Origin of the sequence: Variovorax trehalosi (assembly GCF_051216415.1) — a bacterium.
Lineage (GTDB): Bacteria > Pseudomonadota > Gammaproteobacteria > Burkholderiales > Burkholderiaceae_C > Variovorax.
Genome location: NZ_JBPJZG010000001.1, coordinates 1,165,143 through 1,182,160, shown reverse-complemented (window position 1 = coordinate 1,182,160; position 17,018 = coordinate 1,165,143). Strand labels below are relative to the sequence as shown.

At 65.6% G+C, this 17,018-nt stretch carries 15 protein-coding genes and 3 tRNA genes; 6 read left to right on the top strand and 12 right to left on the bottom strand.

Going from position 1 to position 17,018, the window contains the following annotated elements:
- Positions 1-5 precede the first annotated feature (5 nt).
- From ispC to rpsB, 7 genes are all read right to left on the bottom strand, one after another.
- A complete protein-coding gene (gene ispC, locus ACSFA7_RS05545) occupies positions 6-1,193 on the bottom strand; it encodes a 1-deoxy-D-xylulose-5-phosphate reductoisomerase (protein ID WP_435498445.1) in 1,188 nt (395 codons plus the stop codon).
- Positions 1,190-2,035 carry a phosphatidate cytidylyltransferase gene (locus ACSFA7_RS05540; protein WP_435498444.1) on the bottom strand — a complete coding sequence of 282 codons (846 nt, stop codon included), beginning with the start codon at positions 2,033-2,035 and terminating at the stop codon, positions 1,190-1,192. Before ACSFA7_RS05540 ends, ispC begins: the two co-directional genes overlap by 4 nt.
- Before the next feature lie 21 nt (positions 2,036-2,056).
- Positions 2,057-2,776: a polyprenyl diphosphate synthase gene (gene uppS, locus ACSFA7_RS05535; protein WP_435498443.1), complete on the bottom strand. Its 720-nt coding sequence runs from the start codon at positions 2,774-2,776 to the stop codon at positions 2,057-2,059.
- Between the two features lie 8 nt (positions 2,777-2,784).
- A complete protein-coding gene (gene frr, locus ACSFA7_RS05530) occupies positions 2,785-3,345 on the bottom strand; it encodes a ribosome recycling factor (RefSeq protein ID WP_206179019.1) in 561 nt (186 codons plus the stop codon).
- A gap of 11 nt (positions 3,346-3,356) precedes the next feature.
- Positions 3,357-4,079 carry a UMP kinase gene (gene pyrH / locus ACSFA7_RS05525; RefSeq protein ID WP_206179018.1) on the bottom strand — a complete coding sequence of 241 codons (723 nt, stop codon included), beginning with the start codon at positions 4,077-4,079 and terminating at the stop codon, positions 3,357-3,359.
- Positions 4,080-4,175: 96 nt separating this feature from the next.
- Complete coding sequence (gene tsf, locus ACSFA7_RS05520; RefSeq protein ID WP_435498442.1) at positions 4,176-5,099, bottom strand: translation elongation factor Ts; 924 nt, start codon at positions 5,097-5,099, stop codon at positions 4,176-4,178.
- Positions 5,100-5,180: 81 nt separating this feature from the next.
- The gene (gene rpsB / locus ACSFA7_RS05515; RefSeq protein WP_435498441.1) at positions 5,181-5,936 is read right to left on the bottom strand and encodes a 30S ribosomal protein S2; all 756 of its coding nucleotides are present in this window, start codon (positions 5,934-5,936) and stop codon (positions 5,181-5,183) included.
- A gap of 213 nt (positions 5,937-6,149) precedes the next feature.
- On the opposite strand from rpsB, the gene ACSFA7_RS05510 reads away from it, so the two are divergent.
- The 3 genes from ACSFA7_RS05510 to ACSFA7_RS05500 all read left to right on the top strand — a co-directional run bounded on the left by ACSFA7_RS05510 (position 6,150) and on the right by ACSFA7_RS05500 (position 10,690).
- Positions 6,150-7,475 carry an amidase gene (locus tag ACSFA7_RS05510; RefSeq protein ID WP_435498440.1) on the top strand — a complete coding sequence of 442 codons (1,326 nt, stop codon included), beginning with the start codon at positions 6,150-6,152 and terminating at the stop codon, positions 7,473-7,475.
- Between the two features lie 53 nt (positions 7,476-7,528).
- Positions 7,529-8,782, top strand: coding sequence for a D-amino acid dehydrogenase (locus tag ACSFA7_RS05505; protein ID WP_435498439.1), 1,254 nt, complete (start codon positions 7,529-7,531; stop codon positions 8,780-8,782).
- Between the two features lie 447 nt (positions 8,783-9,229).
- Positions 9,230-10,690 carry an NAD(P)H-hydrate dehydratase gene (locus ACSFA7_RS05500; protein WP_435498438.1) on the top strand — a complete coding sequence of 487 codons (1,461 nt, stop codon included), beginning with the start codon at positions 9,230-9,232 and terminating at the stop codon, positions 10,688-10,690.
- Positions 10,691-10,697: 7 nt separating this feature from the next.
- Here the strand turns inward: ACSFA7_RS05500 and ACSFA7_RS05495 are convergent, their stop codons facing one another.
- Both ACSFA7_RS05495 and rnr read right to left on the bottom strand, forming a co-directional pair.
- On the bottom strand, positions 10,698-11,465 hold the full coding sequence (locus tag ACSFA7_RS05495; protein ID WP_435498437.1) for an SDR family oxidoreductase: 768 nt from the start codon (positions 11,463-11,465) through the stop codon (positions 10,698-10,700).
- A 48-nt stretch (positions 11,466-11,513) separates the two neighbouring features.
- Positions 11,514-13,784: a ribonuclease R gene (gene rnr / locus ACSFA7_RS05490; protein WP_435498436.1), complete on the bottom strand. Its 2,271-nt coding sequence runs from the start codon at positions 13,782-13,784 to the stop codon at positions 11,514-11,516.
- 81 nt (positions 13,785-13,865) lie between these two features.
- Between rnr and ACSFA7_RS05485 the strand changes: the two genes are divergently transcribed.
- Together ACSFA7_RS05485 and ACSFA7_RS05480 are read left to right on the top strand one after the other, a co-directional pair.
- Positions 13,866-13,950, top strand: a tRNA-Leu gene (locus ACSFA7_RS05485).
- 164 nt (positions 13,951-14,114) lie between these two features.
- Positions 14,115-14,199 (top strand) — tRNA-Leu (locus ACSFA7_RS05480).
- Positions 14,200-14,277: 78 nt separating this feature from the next.
- Here the strand turns inward: ACSFA7_RS05480 and rimO are convergent.
- Both rimO and phaR read right to left on the bottom strand, forming a co-directional pair.
- The gene (rimO, locus tag ACSFA7_RS05475) at positions 14,278-15,684 is read right to left on the bottom strand and encodes a 30S ribosomal protein S12 methylthiotransferase RimO (RefSeq protein ID WP_435498435.1); all 1,407 of its coding nucleotides are present in this window, start codon (positions 15,682-15,684) and stop codon (positions 14,278-14,280) included.
- A gap of 78 nt (positions 15,685-15,762) precedes the next feature.
- Positions 15,763-16,323, bottom strand: a complete 561-nt coding sequence (phaR, locus tag ACSFA7_RS05470) for a polyhydroxyalkanoate synthesis repressor PhaR (protein WP_013541748.1) — start codon at positions 16,321-16,323, stop codon at positions 15,763-15,765.
- A gap of 196 nt (positions 16,324-16,519) precedes the next feature.
- On the opposite strand from phaR, the gene ACSFA7_RS05465 reads away from it, so the two are divergent.
- Positions 16,520-16,750 (top strand): hypothetical protein, encoded by a 231-nt coding sequence (locus tag ACSFA7_RS05465; protein WP_435498434.1) that lies wholly within the window; start codon positions 16,520-16,522, stop codon positions 16,748-16,750.
- Positions 16,751-16,933: 183 nt separating this feature from the next.
- On the opposite strand, the gene ACSFA7_RS05460 is transcribed toward ACSFA7_RS05465, so the two are convergent.
- Positions 16,934-17,010: transfer RNA gene (locus tag ACSFA7_RS05460), tRNA-Val, on the bottom strand.
- Positions 17,011-17,018 lie beyond the last annotated feature (8 nt).

Below are 17,018 nucleotides of genomic sequence, written 5' to 3'. Positions count from 1 at the left end.
GGAAGTCAGGCTGCGAAGCGCAGCGCAGCGGCATTGGCCGCCGCACGGGCGCTGGCATCGAGCGCCAGCAGGTCGGCCAGCGATGCCGGCTTGGAGGGAGCGACGGCCTCCAAAGTTTCCATGTTGACCGCATGAATGCGGTCGAAACGCAGGCGCCGGTCCAGAAAGGCCTCGACGGCAACCTCGTTGGCCGCGTTTAGCACCGCCGTCGTACCCGGTGCGGCGCGCAATGCGTGCCACGCAAGACCCAGGCCGGGGAAGAGCGCCGCGTCGGGCGCATCGAAGGTCAGCGACGCCATCTGGCGGAAATCGAGCCGTGCCGCCCCGCTCTCGATGCGCTCGGGCCAGGCCAGGCCGACCGCGATCGGCACCCGCATGTCGGGCGTGCCGAGCTGGGCGATGACCGAGGCGTCGGTGAACTGCACCATCGAATGCACCACGCTCTGCGGATGGATGACGACTTCGATCTGCTCGGGCGACACGCCGAACAGGTGGCGCGCCTCGATCACCTCGAGCGCCTTGTTCATCATCGTGGCCGAGTCGACCGAGATCTTGCGACCCATGACCCAGTTCGGATGGGCGCAGGCCTGTTCGGGCGTCACTGCCCCCAGGGTTTCGGGCGCGCGGGTGCGGAACGGACCGCCTGAGGCGGTCAGGATGATCTTGTCGATGCGACGCGCCCAGGTGGACGGGTCTTCGGGCAGCGACTGGAAGATGGCCGAATGCTCGCTGTCGATCGGCAGCAACGTGGCGCCGCCCTCGCGCACTGCCTGCATGAACAGCTCGCCGCCGACCACCAGGGCTTCCTTGTTGGCCAGCAGCAGGCGCTTGCCGGCCTTCGCGGCGGCCAGGCATGGGCCGAGCCCGGCAGCACCGACGATGGCCGCCATGACGGCATCGACTTCTTCGTGCGAAGCTATCTTTTCAATAGCATCCTCGCCCGTCAGCACAGCGGTGCGCAGGCTGTTCTGCTTAAGCTTTTCGGCCAGCAATGCGGCATGCGGCGCGCTCGCCATGACGGCGAACCGGGGCGAGAACTGCGCGCATTGCGCCAGCATCTCATCGACCTTGGTGGCAGCGGAGAGCGCAAAGACCTCGAAGCGATCGGGGTGCCGCGCAATGACGTCGAGCGTGCTCACGCCGACCGACCCGGTCGAACCGAGCACCGTGACGCGTTGTTTGGGAGTGTTCACAGGAAAGCCAGCATCATGGCAATGGGAAGTGCCGGCAAGAGGGCATCCACGCGGTCGAGCACGCCGCCGTGGCCGGGGAGCAGGCGACTGCTGTCCTTGGCACCGGCGCTGCGCTTGATCAGCGATTCGACCAAGTCGCCCACGACGCTCATCGCGGCGAGGAATACCGCGCCGATCAGCAGCAGCCACCAGCCGCGTTCGTTCAGGCGGGTGTAGAGGCTGGGCACCGTCGCGCCGAGCGCCTTGTCGGCGTAGACCCAGGCAAAGGCCAGCACGATGACGCCGATCATTCCGCCCCACACGCCCTCCCAGCTCTTGCCCGGGCTGATCGCCGGAGCCAGCTTGCCGCGGGTGAACTTCAGCCCGAAGGCACGGCCCGCGAAATAGGCGAACACGTCCGCCACCCAGACCAGCACCAGGATCGACAGCAGGAAGTTGATGCCGACCATGCGCGCCTGCACCGCGGCAAGCCACCCAACCCAGAGCGCCAACAGGCCGCCGACCAGACGCAGCCCGCGCGGAATGCGAGGCCAGCCCGGCACCGCCACGCGCAGGAGCGCCGCACCGCCCAGCACCCAGGCCGCGCTGGCCAGGGTCCACATCAGGACCAGCGGTTGCTCGAGCAGACCCAGCCACCACGAAAGCCCGCAAAGCGCGACCATCTCGGCACCGAGGAACAGCGACATGCCCTCCCCGTAGCCGTTCAGGCGCCCCCATTCCCATGCAGCCGCGCCGATCAGCACGAGCATCACGCAGGCGAATGGAATGTAGTTTCGATAGAACAGCGCCGGCAGCAGGATCGCGAGCAGCACGATCGCCGTGAGGATGCGTTGTTTGAGCATGCGGGAGGTTGTAAGGCCTTCTCAGGCCGCAGCCGTCGAGACCTGTGCCGAGGTTTGGCCAAAGCGGCGTTCGCGGCTCTGGAACGCGGCGATGGCCGCGTCCAGCGCGGCCTCGTCGAATTCGGGCCAGAGCTTGTCGCTGAAGAACAGCTCGGCGTAGGCACTTTGCCAGAGCAGGAAATTCGACAGCCGCTGCTCGCCGCCGGTGCGGATGAACAGGTCGGGGTCGGGCACATGGGCCAGCGCCATCGCGCGGTCCATGTTCATCTCGGTCATCGGAAGGCCCTGCTCGGCGAGCTTGGCCGCGGCCTGGGCGATGTCCCAGCGCCCGCCGTAGTTGAAGCAGATGTTGAGCACGAGCCGCGTGTTGCGCGCGGTCGCCTCTTCGGCACTGACCAACCCGGCCACCAGCTTGGCGGACAGGCCGCCGCGTTCGCCGACGAAATGCAGCCGGACGCCATCGCGGCTCAGGCGCGGCACCTCTCGCGCCAGCGCGCCCACCATGAGCGACATCAAGCCGGAGACCTCTTCGGGGGGGCGGTTCCAGTTCTCCGAGGAGAACGCGAACACGGTGAGGACGCCCACACCGCGGTCGGCGCAGGCCTTGACGCAGCGGCGCAGCGATTCGACGCCCTGCTTGTGCCCCGCCACGCGAGGCAGGAACCGCCGCGTCGCCCAACGGCCATTGCCGTCCATGACGATGGCAACGTGGTGGGGAATGCGCGGCGGCGAAGAGGCCATGGCAGGCCTCAAACGGCCATGATCTCCGCTTCCTTCGCCGCGACCAGGCGGTCGATTTCGGCGATATGGCGGTCGGTGACCTTCTGGATATCGGCTTCGGCACGCTTCTGGTCGTCCTCGGACGCCAGCTTATCCTTCACGAGCTTCTTGACCGACTCGTTCGCATCGCGGCGCAGGTTGCGCGTGGCGACCTTGGCGGTCTCGCCTTCGTTGCGGACCAGCTTGGTCATTTCCTTGCGACGCTCTTCGCTCATGGCAGGCAGCGGCACGCGGATCAGGTCACCCATCGACGCGGGGTTCAGGCCCAGGTCGCTTTCGCGGATGGCCTTCTCGATCTTGGCGCCCATGCCCTTTTCCCAGGGCTGGACGCTGATGGTGCGCGAATCGAGCACCGACACGTTGGCCACCTGGCTCAGCGGCACCTGCGAGCCGTAGTACTCGACATGGATCGAGTCGAGCAGCGCCGAGTTGGCGCGGCCCGTGCGGATCTTGGTGAGGTTGTTCTGGAATGCGGCGAGCGACTGATTCATCTTCGCGTCGGTCGCACTGCGGATGTCTGCAATGGTCATCTCAAATACTCCTAGGCATGCACCAGCGTGCCTTCGTCCTCGCCCATCACGACGCGCTTGAGCGCGCCGCTCTTGAGAATCGAGAACACCTTGATCGGCAACTTCTGGTCGCGGCACAGCGCGAAGGCCGTGGCGTCCATGATGCCGAGATTCTTTGCGATCGCCTCGTCGAAACTGAGCGAGACGTAGCGCGTTGCGTGGGGATCGATCTTGGGATCGGCGGAATAGACACCGTCCACCTTGGTGGCCTTGAGCACCAGCTCGGCGCCGATCTCGGCACCGCGCAGCGCAGCGGCCGTGTCGGTGGTGAAGAACGGGTTGCCGGTACCTGCCGCGAACACCACGACCTTGCCCTCTTCGAGGTACTGCAGGGCCTTGGGACGCACATAGGGCTCGACCACCTGCTCGATCGCGATGGCGGACATCACGCGGGCCACAAGGCCTTGCTTGTCCATCGCGTCGGCCAACGCCAACGAGTTCATGACCGTGGCCAGCATGCCCATGTAGTCGGCCGTGGCGCGGTCCATGCCGACCGAGCCGCCCGCGACGCCGCGGAAGATGTTACCGCCGCCGATCACGACCGCCACTTGGACGCCCATGTTCACGACCTCGGCCACGTCCTGCACCATGCGCACGATGGTCGCGCGGTTGATGCCGAAGGCGTCGTCGCCCATCAGTGCCTCTCCCGACAGCTTCAACAAGATTCGCTTGTGGGCTGGGCGGGCATCAGACATGGGCAATTTCCTTTGAGTTGGCAGTGACGAGTGTAAAACGTAGCGATGAAAAAACGACGGCACGCGAGCACGCGCCGTCGTTGGAAGCCTTATGGCTTAAGCAGCAGCCTTGGCCGCCGCGACTTGCGCGGCCACTTCGGCAGCGAAGTCGTCGACCTTCTTCTCGATGCCTTCGCCGACCACGTACAGGGTGAAGCCCTTGATCGAGGTGTTGGCGGCCTTGAGCATCTGCTCGACGGTCTGCTTGTCGTTCTTCACGAACGGCTGGTTGTGCAGCGAGACTTCCTTGAGGTACTTCTGCACGCCGCCTTCGATGCGCTTGGCAACGATATCAGCCGGCTGCGGCTTCTTGCCTTCGGCCTCGGCCGTCTTGCGGTCTTCTTCAGCCTTGCCAGCAGCAACGGCACGCTCTTTTTCGATCAGGTCGGCAGGCACGTCCGATGCCTGGATGGCGACCGGCTTCATGGCGGCGATGTGCATCGCGACGTCCTTGGCCGACGTGTCGTCGCCCTCGAACTCGACCATCACGCCGATGCGCGTGCCGTGCAGGTACGAAGCCAGCTTGCCGTTGCCCGCGAAGTGCTTGAAGCGGCGGAAGCTCATGTTCTCGCCGATCTTGCCGATCAGGCCCTTGCGCACGTCTTCGAGCGTGGGGCCGAAGCCGTCCTGCTCGTAGGCCAGGGCACCCAGCGCAGCGATGTCTGCGGGGTTGTTCTTGGCGACCAGCATCGCGGCAGCGTTGGCCAAAGCCAGGAAGCTGTCGTTCTTGGTGACGAAGTCGGTTTCGCAGTTGATTTCGATCATGCCGCCGGCAGCGCCGTCGACGAAAGCCGTGACCACGCCTTCGGCCGTGATGCGGCCCGATGCCTTGCCAGCCTTGTTGCCGAGCTTGATGCGCAGCAGCTCTTCGGCCTTTTCCATGTTGCCGTCGGCCTCGGTCAGGGCCTTCTTGCATTCCATCATCGGCGCGTCGGTCTTTGCGCGCAGTTCGCCGACCATGCTTGCGGTGATTGCAGCCATTTGTGTATCTCCGTAAATCCAAAAATCAGGTTAAAAAAAAGGGGCACCAAAGCCCCTTCTTCAGGCTCGCGAGAGAACCGATCAGGCCGAAGCGCTTTCTTCGACTTCGACGAATTCGTCGCTGTTGCCTTCGGCGATGGCCTTGACCACGTCACCGGTGGCGCTGTTGCGGCCTTCGATGATCGCGTCGGCGATGCCGCGCGCGTACAGCGTGACGGCCTTGGACGAGTCGTCGTTGCCGGGGATCACGTAGTCGATGCCTTCGGGCGAGTGGTTGGAGTCCACCACGCCGATCAGCGGAATGCCGAGCTTCTTGGCTTCGGCCACGGCGATCTTGTGGAAGCCCACGTCGATCACGAAGATGGCATCAGGCAATGCAGCCATGTCCTGGATGCCGCCGATGTCCTTTTCGAGCTTCGCGATTTCGCGCGAGAAGGTCAGTTGCTCCTTCTTGCTCAGGCTGTCGAGGCCGGCTTCCTGCTGGGCCTTCATGTCCTTCAGACGCTTGATCGAGGTCTTGACGGTCTTGAAGTTGGTCAGCATGCCGCCGAGCCAGCGGGTGTCGACGAAAGGCACGCCGGCGCGACGGGCTTCCGCAGCGACGATTTCACGAGCCTGGCGCTTCGTGCCGACCATCAGGATCGTGCCGCGGTTGGCCGTGAGTTGCTTGGCGTACTTCATCGCGTCCTGGAACATCGGGAGCGACTTTTCCAGGTTGATGATGTGAATCTTGTTGCGATGGCCGAAGATGAACGGAGCCATCTTGGGGTTCCAGAAGCGGGTTTGGTGACCGAAATGGACACCGGCTTCCAGCATTTCGCGCATGGTGGTAGACATTAGAAATTACTCCAAAGGTTGGGTCTAAAATCCAGCCCGTTTTGCGCTCCTTTCGAATGGAGTCACAACACCTTGATTGGGCTGGTTTGCGGATGTGTTTGACTGGATGCAACGGGAGCCGTCGCTCGACCAGCGAAACCCAAAGAGTATAGCACGGCCGCAGCCCCTCTTTCCCCCTTGAAACCGAGCCGCCCGCGGCACCCGCAGTCACCCATGAACGACCTTCACGCCACCCGTCTCACCCTTCAGGCAGGTGGCTCCGATGTACGCACCGAAATGGAGCGCGCCATCGAAATCTCCCAGTCCCCGGCCTGCGCCCACGTCTTCACCCGCACGATGTTCGACGAGGCCCGCCGGGATGCCGCCAAGGCGAATCCCGAAAGCAGGCTCGCCGGACTCGCCTTCACTTCCAAGGACCTGTTCGACATCGCTGGCCAACCGACGCCCGCAGGGTCTGTCGTCTTGTCCCATGCACCGGCGGCCAAGGCGGACGCCGTCGCGGTGGCGCGGCTCCGCGCTGCGGGTGGCGTGCTCACGGGCCGCACCAACATGAGCGAGTTCGCCTTCTCGGGCGTGGGCGTCAATCCGCATCACGGCACGCCAGCCAATGTGAGCGACAAGGCCACCCCGCGCATCCCGGGCGGCTCCTCCTCGGGCGCGGCGATCTCGGTGGCCAGCGGTGCCGCCTTCATCGGCCTGGGCTCCGACACCGGTGGCTCGATCCGCATCCCGGCGGCGCTGAACGGCATCGTCGGCTTCAAGAACACGGCCCGCCTGGTGCCGGTCGACGGCGCGCTGCCGCTGTCGACCACGCTCGATACCGTCTGCGCCATGACGCGCTCTGTGCGCGATGCGATCACCGCGCACGAGATCCTCTCGGCACGCCGCGTGACGGCCGGTACGGCCCCACTCGCCGCCTACAAGCTGGCCGTCGTGAAGAACGTCTTCTTCGACGGCATCGAGCCCGTCGTGGCCACCGCCTTCGAGCGCACGCTGAAAGCGCTTCGCGCCGCAGGCGCCCGCATCGAGGAAATCGAACTGCCCGAGCTGGCCGAGCTGCAATCCATCAATGCCACCGGCGGCTTCTCCGCGGCCGAATCCCACGCCTGGCACCGCCTGCTGCTGGAGCGCAGCGGCGCGGGCTACGACCCGCGCGTGGCCCAGCGAATCCTGCGCGGCGCCACGATGAAGGCGCACGAGTACATCGACCTGCTCAACGCCCGCCGCGCCTGGATCGCCCGCGTCGAGACAGCGCTTGCGCCCTTCGACGCAGTGCTTTCGCCGACCGTGCCCATCACAGCGCCATCCATCGCCAGCGTGGCACCGGGTGCCGAGCGCGACGATGAATTCTTCCGCGTCAATGCGCTGCTGCTGCGCAACCCGTCGATCGTCAATATGCTCGACGGCTGCGCCATCTCGTTGCCCTGCCACGCCGCCGGCGAATTGCCGGTCGGCCTGATGCTGTGGCACGCCGCGCTGCATGATGACGCCGTGCTCGCCATCGCCCTGCAGGCGGAGCGAGCGCTGCAAAACCAATAGCTGCCCACGCCCCCTCACGGGCGTCAGCCGTCTCTTTTACCTCTGAACAATCAATGAAAATCGCGATCGTGGGCGCCGGCATCATCGGCGTCACCACCGCCTGGGAACTGGTCTCCGACGGCCATGAAGTGACCGTGTTCGAGCGCCGCGGCGCCGCGGCCGAAGAAGCCAGCTTCGCCAATGCCGGCGTCGTCGCGCCGGGCTACGTCACACCATGGGCCGCGCCGGGCATGCGCATGAAGGTGTTGCGCTCGCTGCTCTCCTCGCACGGCGCCATCAAGCTGCGTTGGCCTCTGGGGGCACGCGACCTCGGCTGGATGTCGCGCTGGCAGAAGGCCTGCAAGCTCGAAACCTACCTCGCCAACCGCGCCCGCATGCAGCGCCTCGCTTTCTACAGCCGCACCCGGCTGCACGAGGTGACCGAGGCGCGCGAGCTCAGCTACGAGCGCAGCGACGGCTATCTCGTGCTGCTGCGCTCCAAGCGCGAGAAAAAGCTGATCCAGCCTGGCCTCGAGGTGCTGCGCACGGCCGGCAGCGTGTTTCGCGAAGTCGATGCCGACGAGGCCCGCCGGATCGAACCAGCACTCAACGCCGACACGCCACTGGCAGGCGCCATCCACCTGCCGGAAGACGAAGTCGCCAACTGCCGCCAGTTCGCGCTGCTGCTCAAGTGGGAGGCCGAAGCGCTCGGCGCGCAGTTTCATTTCAACTGCGACATCGCGCCGCTCAGCCGCGCGGCGCCCACTTCGCTGTCGCTCGCGAGCGGCTCCGAAGCGCTGCGCTTCGATGCCGTGATCGTGTGCGCCGGCCTGGCCTCTGCAACGCTGCTGCGGCCGCTGGGCCTGCGGATTCCGCTCGCGCCGGTCTACGGCCATTCGGTCAGCGCGCCGGTGCGCGAGCCGCTCAATGCGCCGCGCAGTGCGGTGATGGACGAGCGCTACAAGGTTGCCATCTCGCGCCTGGGCCAGCGCGTGCGCGTCGCCGGCAGCGCCGAGATCGGCGGCTCGCTCGACACCATGAGTCCGGCCGCGATCCAGACGCTCTACAAGGTGCTGCACGACTGGTTTCCAGGTGCGGCCACGCTGCAATCGGGCGTACAGCAATGGAAAGGCGCGCGGCCGATGCTTCCCGATGGACCGCCGGTGCTGGGCGCCAGCGGCATCCCCGGCGTGTGGCTCAACCTCGGGCACGGCTCGAGCGGCTGGGCGCTGTCGTGCGGCAGTGCGCGCGTGCTGGGCGACCTGATCGGCGGACGCGACCCGGGCGTCGATCTGGAAGGCCTGGGCGTCGAGCGCCTCAATCTCTAGGGTTCCACCGCTGCAGCATGTCAGGGCTCGGCGGCAGCTCACCGGCAGGTCGGGCTCCGCGGGTGGCCTGAGTTTCTGGGCGACCCATGCCAACAGCGCCGGTGCCACGAACGCAAAGAAAACAAGGCACAGCAGACCGGCGCCGATCATCAGCCAGCGCTGCGTGAAGGACAGCCCCTCTACCGGCAGGTCGAACCACCGGATCACGCCGACGCCATAGGCCACGCCTGCGACCCAGGCCACGTCGCGCAGCGGCACCCAGCGCTTCACTTCAGCCAGCAGGAACGTGCCCCACACGAGGCCCAGCAAACCGAGCGACCACGCCAGGCCTGCGATCCATGCCATCGTCGCGGCCAGGAAAAAGACGATCCCCGCCAGCAGCAGGACCAGCAGCCAGCCAAGGCTCTTGAGCTTCATCCGTCGATCATAGGACGGCAAAATGCCTCGATGCACCGCATCACCTCCGCCACCGTCGCCGACCTGTTCGACATCGCGGCCACGCGCCGCATCGAGCAGGCCGCAGCCGCCGCCCTGCCCGCCCACACGCTGATGCAGCGCGCCGGCCTCGCCGTGGCGCGGCTCGCGATGGCGATCGCGCCACATGCGCGCACGGTCTGGATCGCCTGCGGGCCGGGCAACAACGGCGGCGATGGCTTCGAAGCCGCGGCGCAGTTGCAGCACCGGGGCTTCATGCCGATCGTCACCTTCGCGGGAGACGAGAGCCGGCTGCCGCCCGACGCCAAGGCATCGCTGCAGCGCGCCCGCGACGCCAGCGTCATCTTTGCGCAGAAGCCGCCGGCCGAATACGAGCTGGCGATCGATGCGCTGCTGGGCATCGGATCGACCCGGCCGCCCGAGGGCGTCATGGCCGAGTGGCTGCGCGAGATGGATGCAAAGGGCCAGCCGGTGCTCAGCGTCGATGTGCCGTCCGGGCTGAACGCGGACACGGGCGTGCTGTCCGGCAGCACCGGCGCCCATGCAAACACGGCCCGGTTCTGCGTGACTTTCCTGACCCTGAAGCCCGGTCTCTTCACGGCGCATGGCCGCGACGCGGCAGGCGCGGTGTGGTTCGACGACCTGGGCTGCCGCCACACCGCCGAGCCACCGACCGCGCGCCTGGCAGGCGCCCCCAAGGCGCAGGCCCGCACCCACGCATCGCACAAGGGCAGCTATGGCGATGTCGCGGTGATCGGAGGCGCGTCGGGCATGGCGGGCGCCGCGTTGCTGGCCGGATCGGCTGCGCTGCACGCGGGTGCGGGCCGGGTGTTCGTCGGGTTGCTAGACCCCAGCGCCGCGCCGGTGGACACGGCGCAACCCGAGTTGATGCTCCGCGACGCCAACGCGCTCGACCTCTCGGGCATGACCGCAGTCTGCGGTTGTGGCGGCGGCACGGACGTTCGCTCGGCGCTGCCGCGCATGCTGGCGACGGCGGCTTCGCTGGTGCTCGATGCGGATGCGCTCAACGCCATCGCAACCGACAGCGCCTTGCAGACGCAACTGGCATCACGCGCCCGGCGCGGGCGGCCGACCGCGATCACGCCCCATCCATTGGAAGCGGCGCGCCTTCTCGGCTGCACAACTGGCGACGTTCAGGCGGATCGATTGGCAGCAGCCCGCCAACTCGCGTCGCGCTTCGGCGTGGTCGCCGTGCTCAAGGGTTCGGGCACGGTGATCGCCGACGACAGCGGCGCGCCCCCGGTGCTCAACCTGACGGGCAACGCCCGGCTCGCAACGGCCGGGACCGGCGACGTGCTGGCCGGCATGATCGGCGCCGCCCTCGCAGCCGGGCAACCGGCCTTCGAGGCGGCATGCGAAGCCGTCTGGCAACACGGCCACATTGCAGACACCTGGCCGGCCGATGCGGCCCCGCTCACGGCGGGCACGCTGGCGCGCCAGGCGCCTGTCTGACCGCTTTCTAGCCGCGCCCGACGAAGGGCATCTTCGTCGCCATGATGGTGTGGAACAGCACGTTGGCTTCCAGCGGCAGGTTCGCCATGTAGAGCACCGACTGGCCCACGATCTTGACGTCGATCAGCGGCTCGATCGCGAGTTCGCCGTTCGCCTGCGGCACGCCCTTGGCCATGCGCGCGGCCAGCTCGGTCATCGCGTTGCCCACGTCGACCTGGCCCACGGCGATGTCGTACTTGCGGCCATCGAGCGACGCGGTCTTGGTCAGCCCTTCCACCGCATGCTTGGTTGCGGTGTACGCAATCGAGTTCGGACGCGGCGCTGTGGCCGAGATGGAACCGTTGTTGATGATGCGGCCGCCCATCGGCACCTGCACCTTCATCGTGCGGAACGCCTGCTGGATGCAGAAGAACATGCCGGTGAGATTGATGTCGACCACGCCCTGCCACTGCGCGGGCGTCCAGTCCTCGAACGGGCCCGGCGGATTGCCCACGCCGGCGTTGTTGAACAGCAGGTCAACGCGGCCGTAGCGCTCCACGGTGGCGGCGAAGAGCGACTGCACCGATTCCGCATTCGACACATCGGTCGGCACAGCGAAGACTCGCGCGCCGGCGCCCGACTCTTCGGCCACCTGCTCCAGCGGCTCCAGGCGACGGCCCGCAAGGACCACGCTCCAGCCATCGCCCAGCAGCGCCAGCGCAGCGGCCCGGCCGATGCCGGTGCCCGCGCCGGTGACGATCGCGATGCGGCCCTTGTTGTTGCTTTCAACGCTCATGCTCAATGTCTCCTTCTCGGCTTGTCTGTCTCTGGGGGTTGCCGCGCGTCATCCGCGGCGGGGCTTGCGCCCCTTCATCTTGTTGGCGGCTTTCTTGACCGCCGACTTGAAGGCCTGCATCGCCGACTGCGGCCCGGCGGCAACGGCCGCCGTGCTGCGTTCCGCGCGCTGATCGCTGGTGGCCGCCTCTGCCTTGTGGCGCGAACCGCGCTTGGCCGATGCCTTGACCGGCACGCCGCCGGATGCGGCACCCTTGTCCTTCATGGCGCGCGCCGTGAGGTCCTCGCCTTCGCGCACGAGGCGGAAGTCGATCTTGCGGCCGTCCAGATCGACGCGGCTCACCTGCACCCGCACCCGCGTGCCGATGGCATAGCGGATGCCGGTGCGCTCGCCGCGCAGTTCCTGGCGCATCTCGTCGAACTTGAAGTATTCGCCGCCGAGCTCGGTGATGTGGACCAGGCCCTCGACGTACATCGCGTCGAGCGTGACGAAGATGCCGAAGGTGGTGGCCGCAGTGACCACGCCGCCGTACTCCTCGCCCAGGTGCTCGCGCATGTACTTGCACTTGAGCCAGGCCTCGACGTCGCGGCTGGCTTCGTCGGCGCGGCGTTCGTTGGCGCTGCAATGCAGGCCCGCGGCTTCCCAGGCCAGCACTTCCTTCGTGGGCGCAATGGTCGCCTTCTGTGGCTTGGTCGTCGGCGCCTTCACGCGCGAGGCGAGCCGCTTGGCCAGCTTGGCGTGCGCCTCGCCCGGCGTCGGCAGCATCGGCAACTGGTAGCGCGTCTTGGTGAGGATCGCCTTGATCACGCGGTGCACCAGCAGGTCGGGGTAGCGACGGATCGGGCTGGTGAAATGCGTGTACGCCTCGTAGGCCAGCCCGAAGTGGCCGCTGTTGAATGGCGTGTAGATCGCCTGTTGCATCGAGCGCAGCAGCATGGTGTGGATCTGCTGCGCGTCGGGGCGCTCCTTGGTGGCCTCGGCAATCGCCTGGAACTCGCCGGGCTTCGGATCGTCGGTGATGCTGAGGCCCACGCCCATGGCTTTGAGGTAGCCGCGCAGGATTTCCTTTTTCTCCGGCGTCGGTCCTTCATGCACGCGGAACAGGCCCGGATGCTTGCCTTCGGCGATGAAATCGGCGCTGCAGACGTTGGCTGCGAGCATCGCTTCTTCGATGAGGCGGTGCGCCTCGTTGCGCGTGCGCGGCACGATCTTCTCGATACGGCCGGCGTCGTCGCAGATGATCTGCGTCTCGGTGGTTTCGAAGTCGACCGCGCCACGCTTGCCGCGCTGCTTGAGCAGGGCCTTGTAGACATCGGCGAGGTTCAGCAGGTCCTTGACGCGGTCCTTGCGTTTGGCAGCTTCCGGGCCCCGCGTGTTGCTCAGGATCGCGGCCACTTCGGTGTACGTGAAGCGCGCGTGGCTGAACATCACGGCCGGGTAGAACTGGTATGCGTAGATCTCGCCATCGGCAGCCACGAGCATGTCGCACACCATGCACAGGCGCTCGACCTCGGGGTTCAGCGAGCACAGGCCGTTCGACAGCTTCTCCGGCAGCATCGGGATGACGCGGCGCGGAAAGTAGACGCTGGTGGCGCGGTCGTAGGCGTCGATGTCGATCGCCGAGCCGGTCTGCACATAGGCGCTGACGTCGGCGATCGCGACCAGCAGGCGCCAGCCCTTGCCGCGACCCACCTTGGCGGGCTCGCAGTACACGGCATCGTCGAAGTCGCGGGCGTCTTCGCCGTCGATGGTGACGAGCGGAATGTCGGTGAGGTCGACGCGGCCCTTCTTGTCGGCGGGGCGGACCTTCTCGGGCAGGGCCTTGGCCTCGGCCAGGCACTCCGCGGAGAACTCGTGCGGCACGCCGTACTTGCGCACGGCGATCTCGATCTCCATGCCGGGGTCGTCGATCTCGCCCAGCACTTCTCTGACGCGACCCACGGGTTGGCCGAACAGTGCCGGCGGCTCTGTGAGCTGCACCACGACCACCTGGCCCACCTTGGCGGGACCGGTCGCGCCCTTGGGGATCAGGACGTCCTGCCCATAGCGCTTGTCTTCAGGGGCTACGAGCCAGATGCCGCCCTCGTGCAACAGGCGGCCGATGATCGGCTGCTCGGGACGCTCGACGATCTCGACCACGCGGCCTTCGGGACGACCGCGGCGGTCCTGGCGCACGACGCGCGCCTTGACGCGATCCTTGTGCAACACCGCGCGCATCTCGTTCGGGGGCAGGTAGATGTCTGCCTCGCCGTCATCGCGTTGCACGAAGCCGTGACCGTCACGATGTCCTTGAACAGTGCCTTCGAATTCGTCCAGCAAGCCGCTGGAATTGACATTATTTTTGATATGATCTCCTTCTTTCCTGAAATTCAAAACGTACTTGCTTTTGCAGGTATGTGGGCCCAGATGGCGGAATTGGTAGACGCACTAGTTTCAGGTACTAGCGAGTAACATCGTGGAGGTTCGAGTCCTCTTCTGGGCACCAAGTTTAAACAGACCCTCACCGGGTCTTTCGATTCAAGCCACCGGTCTCCGGTGGCTTTTTTCTTGCCTGCTCGCGTTCGAGTCGGCATCGAACAGCCCACGAATTCCTTCGTCGCGACGAAACTGCTGCGTTCGATTTGGTATACTCGTAGGCTTTCCTGAAATGCCCAGATGGCGGAATTGGTAGACGCACTAGTTTCAGGTACTAGCGAGTAACATCGTGGAGGTTCGAGTCCTCTTCTGGGCACCAAAGTCAAGCAGACCCCTACCAGGTCTTTCGAATGAAGCCACCGGCATCCGGTGGCTTTTTTCTTGCCTGTTCGAATCATCAAATCGGCAATGCGATCAGGTCATGGCCCTCGGCGCCGACGATGCGCGCGCGAGTGAACTCACCGACCTTCAGCGTCTTGCTGATCTTCTCGGGCGGCAGCAGCCGCACGGTGCCGTCGATCTCCGGCGCATCGGCGTAGGTGCGCCCCACACCGCCCTTGCGGCCCATGCCCGGCGCGGAATCGACCAGCACCTGCATCGTCGCGCCGATGCGGCGCTGCAACTTGGCGATCGACACGGCTTCGGCCACTTCCATGAAACGGGCGCGACGTGCTTCGCGCTCGGCCTCGGGCAGCATGCCCGGAATGTCGTTGGCGGTCGCGCCTTCGACCGGACTGTAGGCAAAGCAACCTGCGCGGTCGATCTCGGCCTCGCGGATGAAGTCGAGCAGATGCTCGAACTCCTGCTCCGTCTCGCCGGGAAAGCCGGCGATGAAAGTGCTGCGGATCACGAGTTCCGGGCACACCTCGCGCCAACGCGCGAGCCGCTCCAGGTTCTTCTCGCCACTCGCAGGACGCTTCATGCGTTTGAGCACATCGGGATGACTGTGCTGCAGCGGCACGTCGAGGTAAGGCAACACTTGGCCACTCGCCATCAACGGGATGATTTCATCGACGCTCGGGTACGGGTACACATAGTGCAGGCGAACCCACGCGCCATAAGGCTCGGCAATTTCGCCGAGCGTGCGCACCAGTTCGAGCATGCGGGTCTTGACCGGCTTGCCATCCCAGAAGCCGGTGCGGTATTTCACGTCGACGCCGTAGGCGGAAGTGTCCTGGCTGATCACCAGCAGTTCCTTCACGCCGCCCTCGAACAAGGCCTTGGCCTCGCCGAGCACATCGCCCACCGGCCGCGACACGAGGTCGCCGCGCATCGAAGGGATGATGCAGAAGGTGCAGCGGTGGTTGCAGCCTTCGCTGATCTTCAGGTACGCATAGTGGCGCGGCGTCAGCTTGAGGCCGGCGATGCCGAAGTTGTTCGGCACCAGGTCGATGAAGGGATCGTGCGGCTTGGGCAGGTTGACATGCACCGCATCCATCACCTCTTGCGTGGCGTGCGGACCGGTCACGGCCAGCACGCTCGGGTGCATCTGGCGCACCAGGTTGCCGCCTTGGTCGCCGGTCTTGGCGCCCAGGCACCCGGTGACGATCACGCGGCCGTTCTCGGCCAGCGCTTCACCGATGGTGTCCAGGCTTTCCTTCACGGCATCGTCGATGAAGCCGCAGGTGTTGACGATCACCAGATCGGCACCTTCGAAAGTCTTGGAGGTCTGGTAACCCTCGGCGCTCAGCCGGGTCAGGATCAGTTCGGAATCTGTCAGGGCCTTGGGGCAGCCCAGGCTCACAAAGCCGACCTTGGGGGCGGTCGACGTGGTCGTTCGTTCGGGGGAGGCAACTTCGCTCATATCCCTCTATTGTCCCAGCTATCGGTGACAGCCGGGCAATCATTGGGCAAGCCCCGCCTTGGCGCGGCCCGGAGGCACTCAGGGACGCTTGATGCCAAAGGCCCCCAGAACCTGCTCGGTGTTTTTCTGCATCTGCTCCTGCATCTGCAGGAAGACATTCTTGGATTGCTCGACGTAGTTGCCCATGAGGCCCTGGAGCATCGGCGACTGCATCGTCATGAATTTCGACCACATCTCGGGCGTCAGGCCTTCGGCCTTGTCGGCGAGCTGGGCCTGCACTTCGGTCATGGCCTGGATGTTCTTCTCGAGGTACGGCCCCATGTAGCCCTGCATCGCCTGCCCATAGAAACGGATGATGTTGGCCAGCACCTGCTCGGTGAACATCGGCGCGCCGCCCGCCTCTTCTTCCAGAATGATCTGCAGCAGGATACTGCGTGTGAGGTCATCACCCGTCTTGGCATCGCGCACCACGAACTGGGCGTTCTGGATGACCAGCTGCTTCACCTCGGTCAGCGTGATGTACGTGGATGTCTCGGTGTCGTAGAGCCTTCGGTTGGGGTACTTCTTGATCACACGCTGTACCGGTTTGACCCCGGACTTCTTGCTCTGCACTGCGGACTCCTTCACATGGACGCCCATGTCATCGGACGATTCTAGGGAGCGGTTTTGCTGCATCGCGACAAGGTTTACCCTGACCGCGCGCTGCACTTCAGCCCCGCGATGTCGCGTACTCTGCGCCGCATGCGTGGCAAGCGGCTGTTTCGGGGCGTTCTTCGGTTGTCTCGCGAAAGCGAAGCGGGCTCTTGTGACCATAGACCACCCAGCAACGCGGACAGTGCTCCTGCCCGACGGTCGGCAGATAAGCACGAGCACGCTGTTCGGCGCGTTCTTCGGTCACCGCCACGCCTTGTCGGAGGGCTCGCGCCACTTCGCGCGCTGCCATCGTGTCGGTGCGGCCGCCCGCATGGTCGTTAATGCCATAGACCGCGCGCGCAAACTCGATGGGAGCCTGCCGCAACAGCGCAGCAACGCGCATGTCGGCATGAGCCCGATCAACCAGCGTTGATCGCGTATTCATCGGACCGCTTGTCAAGAAATTGGAGATGGGATTGCAGAGCGGCCAAGGTAGCACAACAACATGGCCATGGTCTTTTTCTGCATCACCACAAGGGACGATTGAGACACCGGGGAACCCGGTGAAAGCTCTGTTCAACAGACCCGGTGGTTGGCCGGAAGTTGGAACAGAAATTGGTAGGCGCGATTGGACTCGAACCAACGACCCCCACCATGTCAAGGTGGTGCTCTAACCAGCTGAGCTACGCGCCTAAGGATGT

Coding starts and splice junctions, on each gene's coding strand:
- uppS (WP_435498443.1), bottom strand. CDS start 2,776: ATGGCCTCTTCGCCGCCGCGCATTCCCCACCACGTTGCCATCGTCATG.
- ACSFA7_RS05510 (WP_435498440.1), top strand. CDS start 6,150: ATGAACGACCTTCACGCCACCCGTCTCACCCTTCAGGCAGGTGGCTCC.
- ACSFA7_RS05540 (WP_435498444.1), bottom strand. CDS start 2,035: ATGCTCAAACAACGCATCCTCACGGCGATCGTGCTGCTCGCGATCCTG.
- rimO (WP_435498435.1), bottom strand. CDS start 15,684: ATGAGCGAAGTTGCCTCCCCCGAACGAACGACCACGTCGACCGCCCCC.
- ACSFA7_RS05500 (WP_435498438.1), top strand. CDS start 9,230: ATGCACCGCATCACCTCCGCCACCGTCGCCGACCTGTTCGACATCGCG.
- ACSFA7_RS05495 (WP_435498437.1), bottom strand. CDS start 11,465: ATGAGCGTTGAAAGCAACAACAAGGGCCGCATCGCGATCGTCACCGGC.
- tsf (WP_435498442.1), bottom strand. CDS start 5,099: ATGGCTGCAATCACCGCAAGCATGGTCGGCGAACTGCGCGCAAAGACC.
- pyrH (WP_206179018.1), bottom strand. CDS start 4,079: ATGTCTGATGCCCGCCCAGCCCACAAGCGAATCTTGTTGAAGCTGTCG.
- phaR (WP_013541748.1), bottom strand. CDS start 16,323: ATGGGCGTCCATGTGAAGGAGTCCGCAGTGCAGAGCAAGAAGTCCGGG.
- rpsB (WP_435498441.1), bottom strand. CDS start 5,936: ATGTCTACCACCATGCGCGAAATGCTGGAAGCCGGTGTCCATTTCGGT.
- frr (WP_206179019.1), bottom strand. CDS start 3,345: ATGACCATTGCAGACATCCGCAGTGCGACCGACGCGAAGATGAATCAG.
- ACSFA7_RS05505 (WP_435498439.1), top strand. CDS start 7,529: ATGAAAATCGCGATCGTGGGCGCCGGCATCATCGGCGTCACCACCGCC.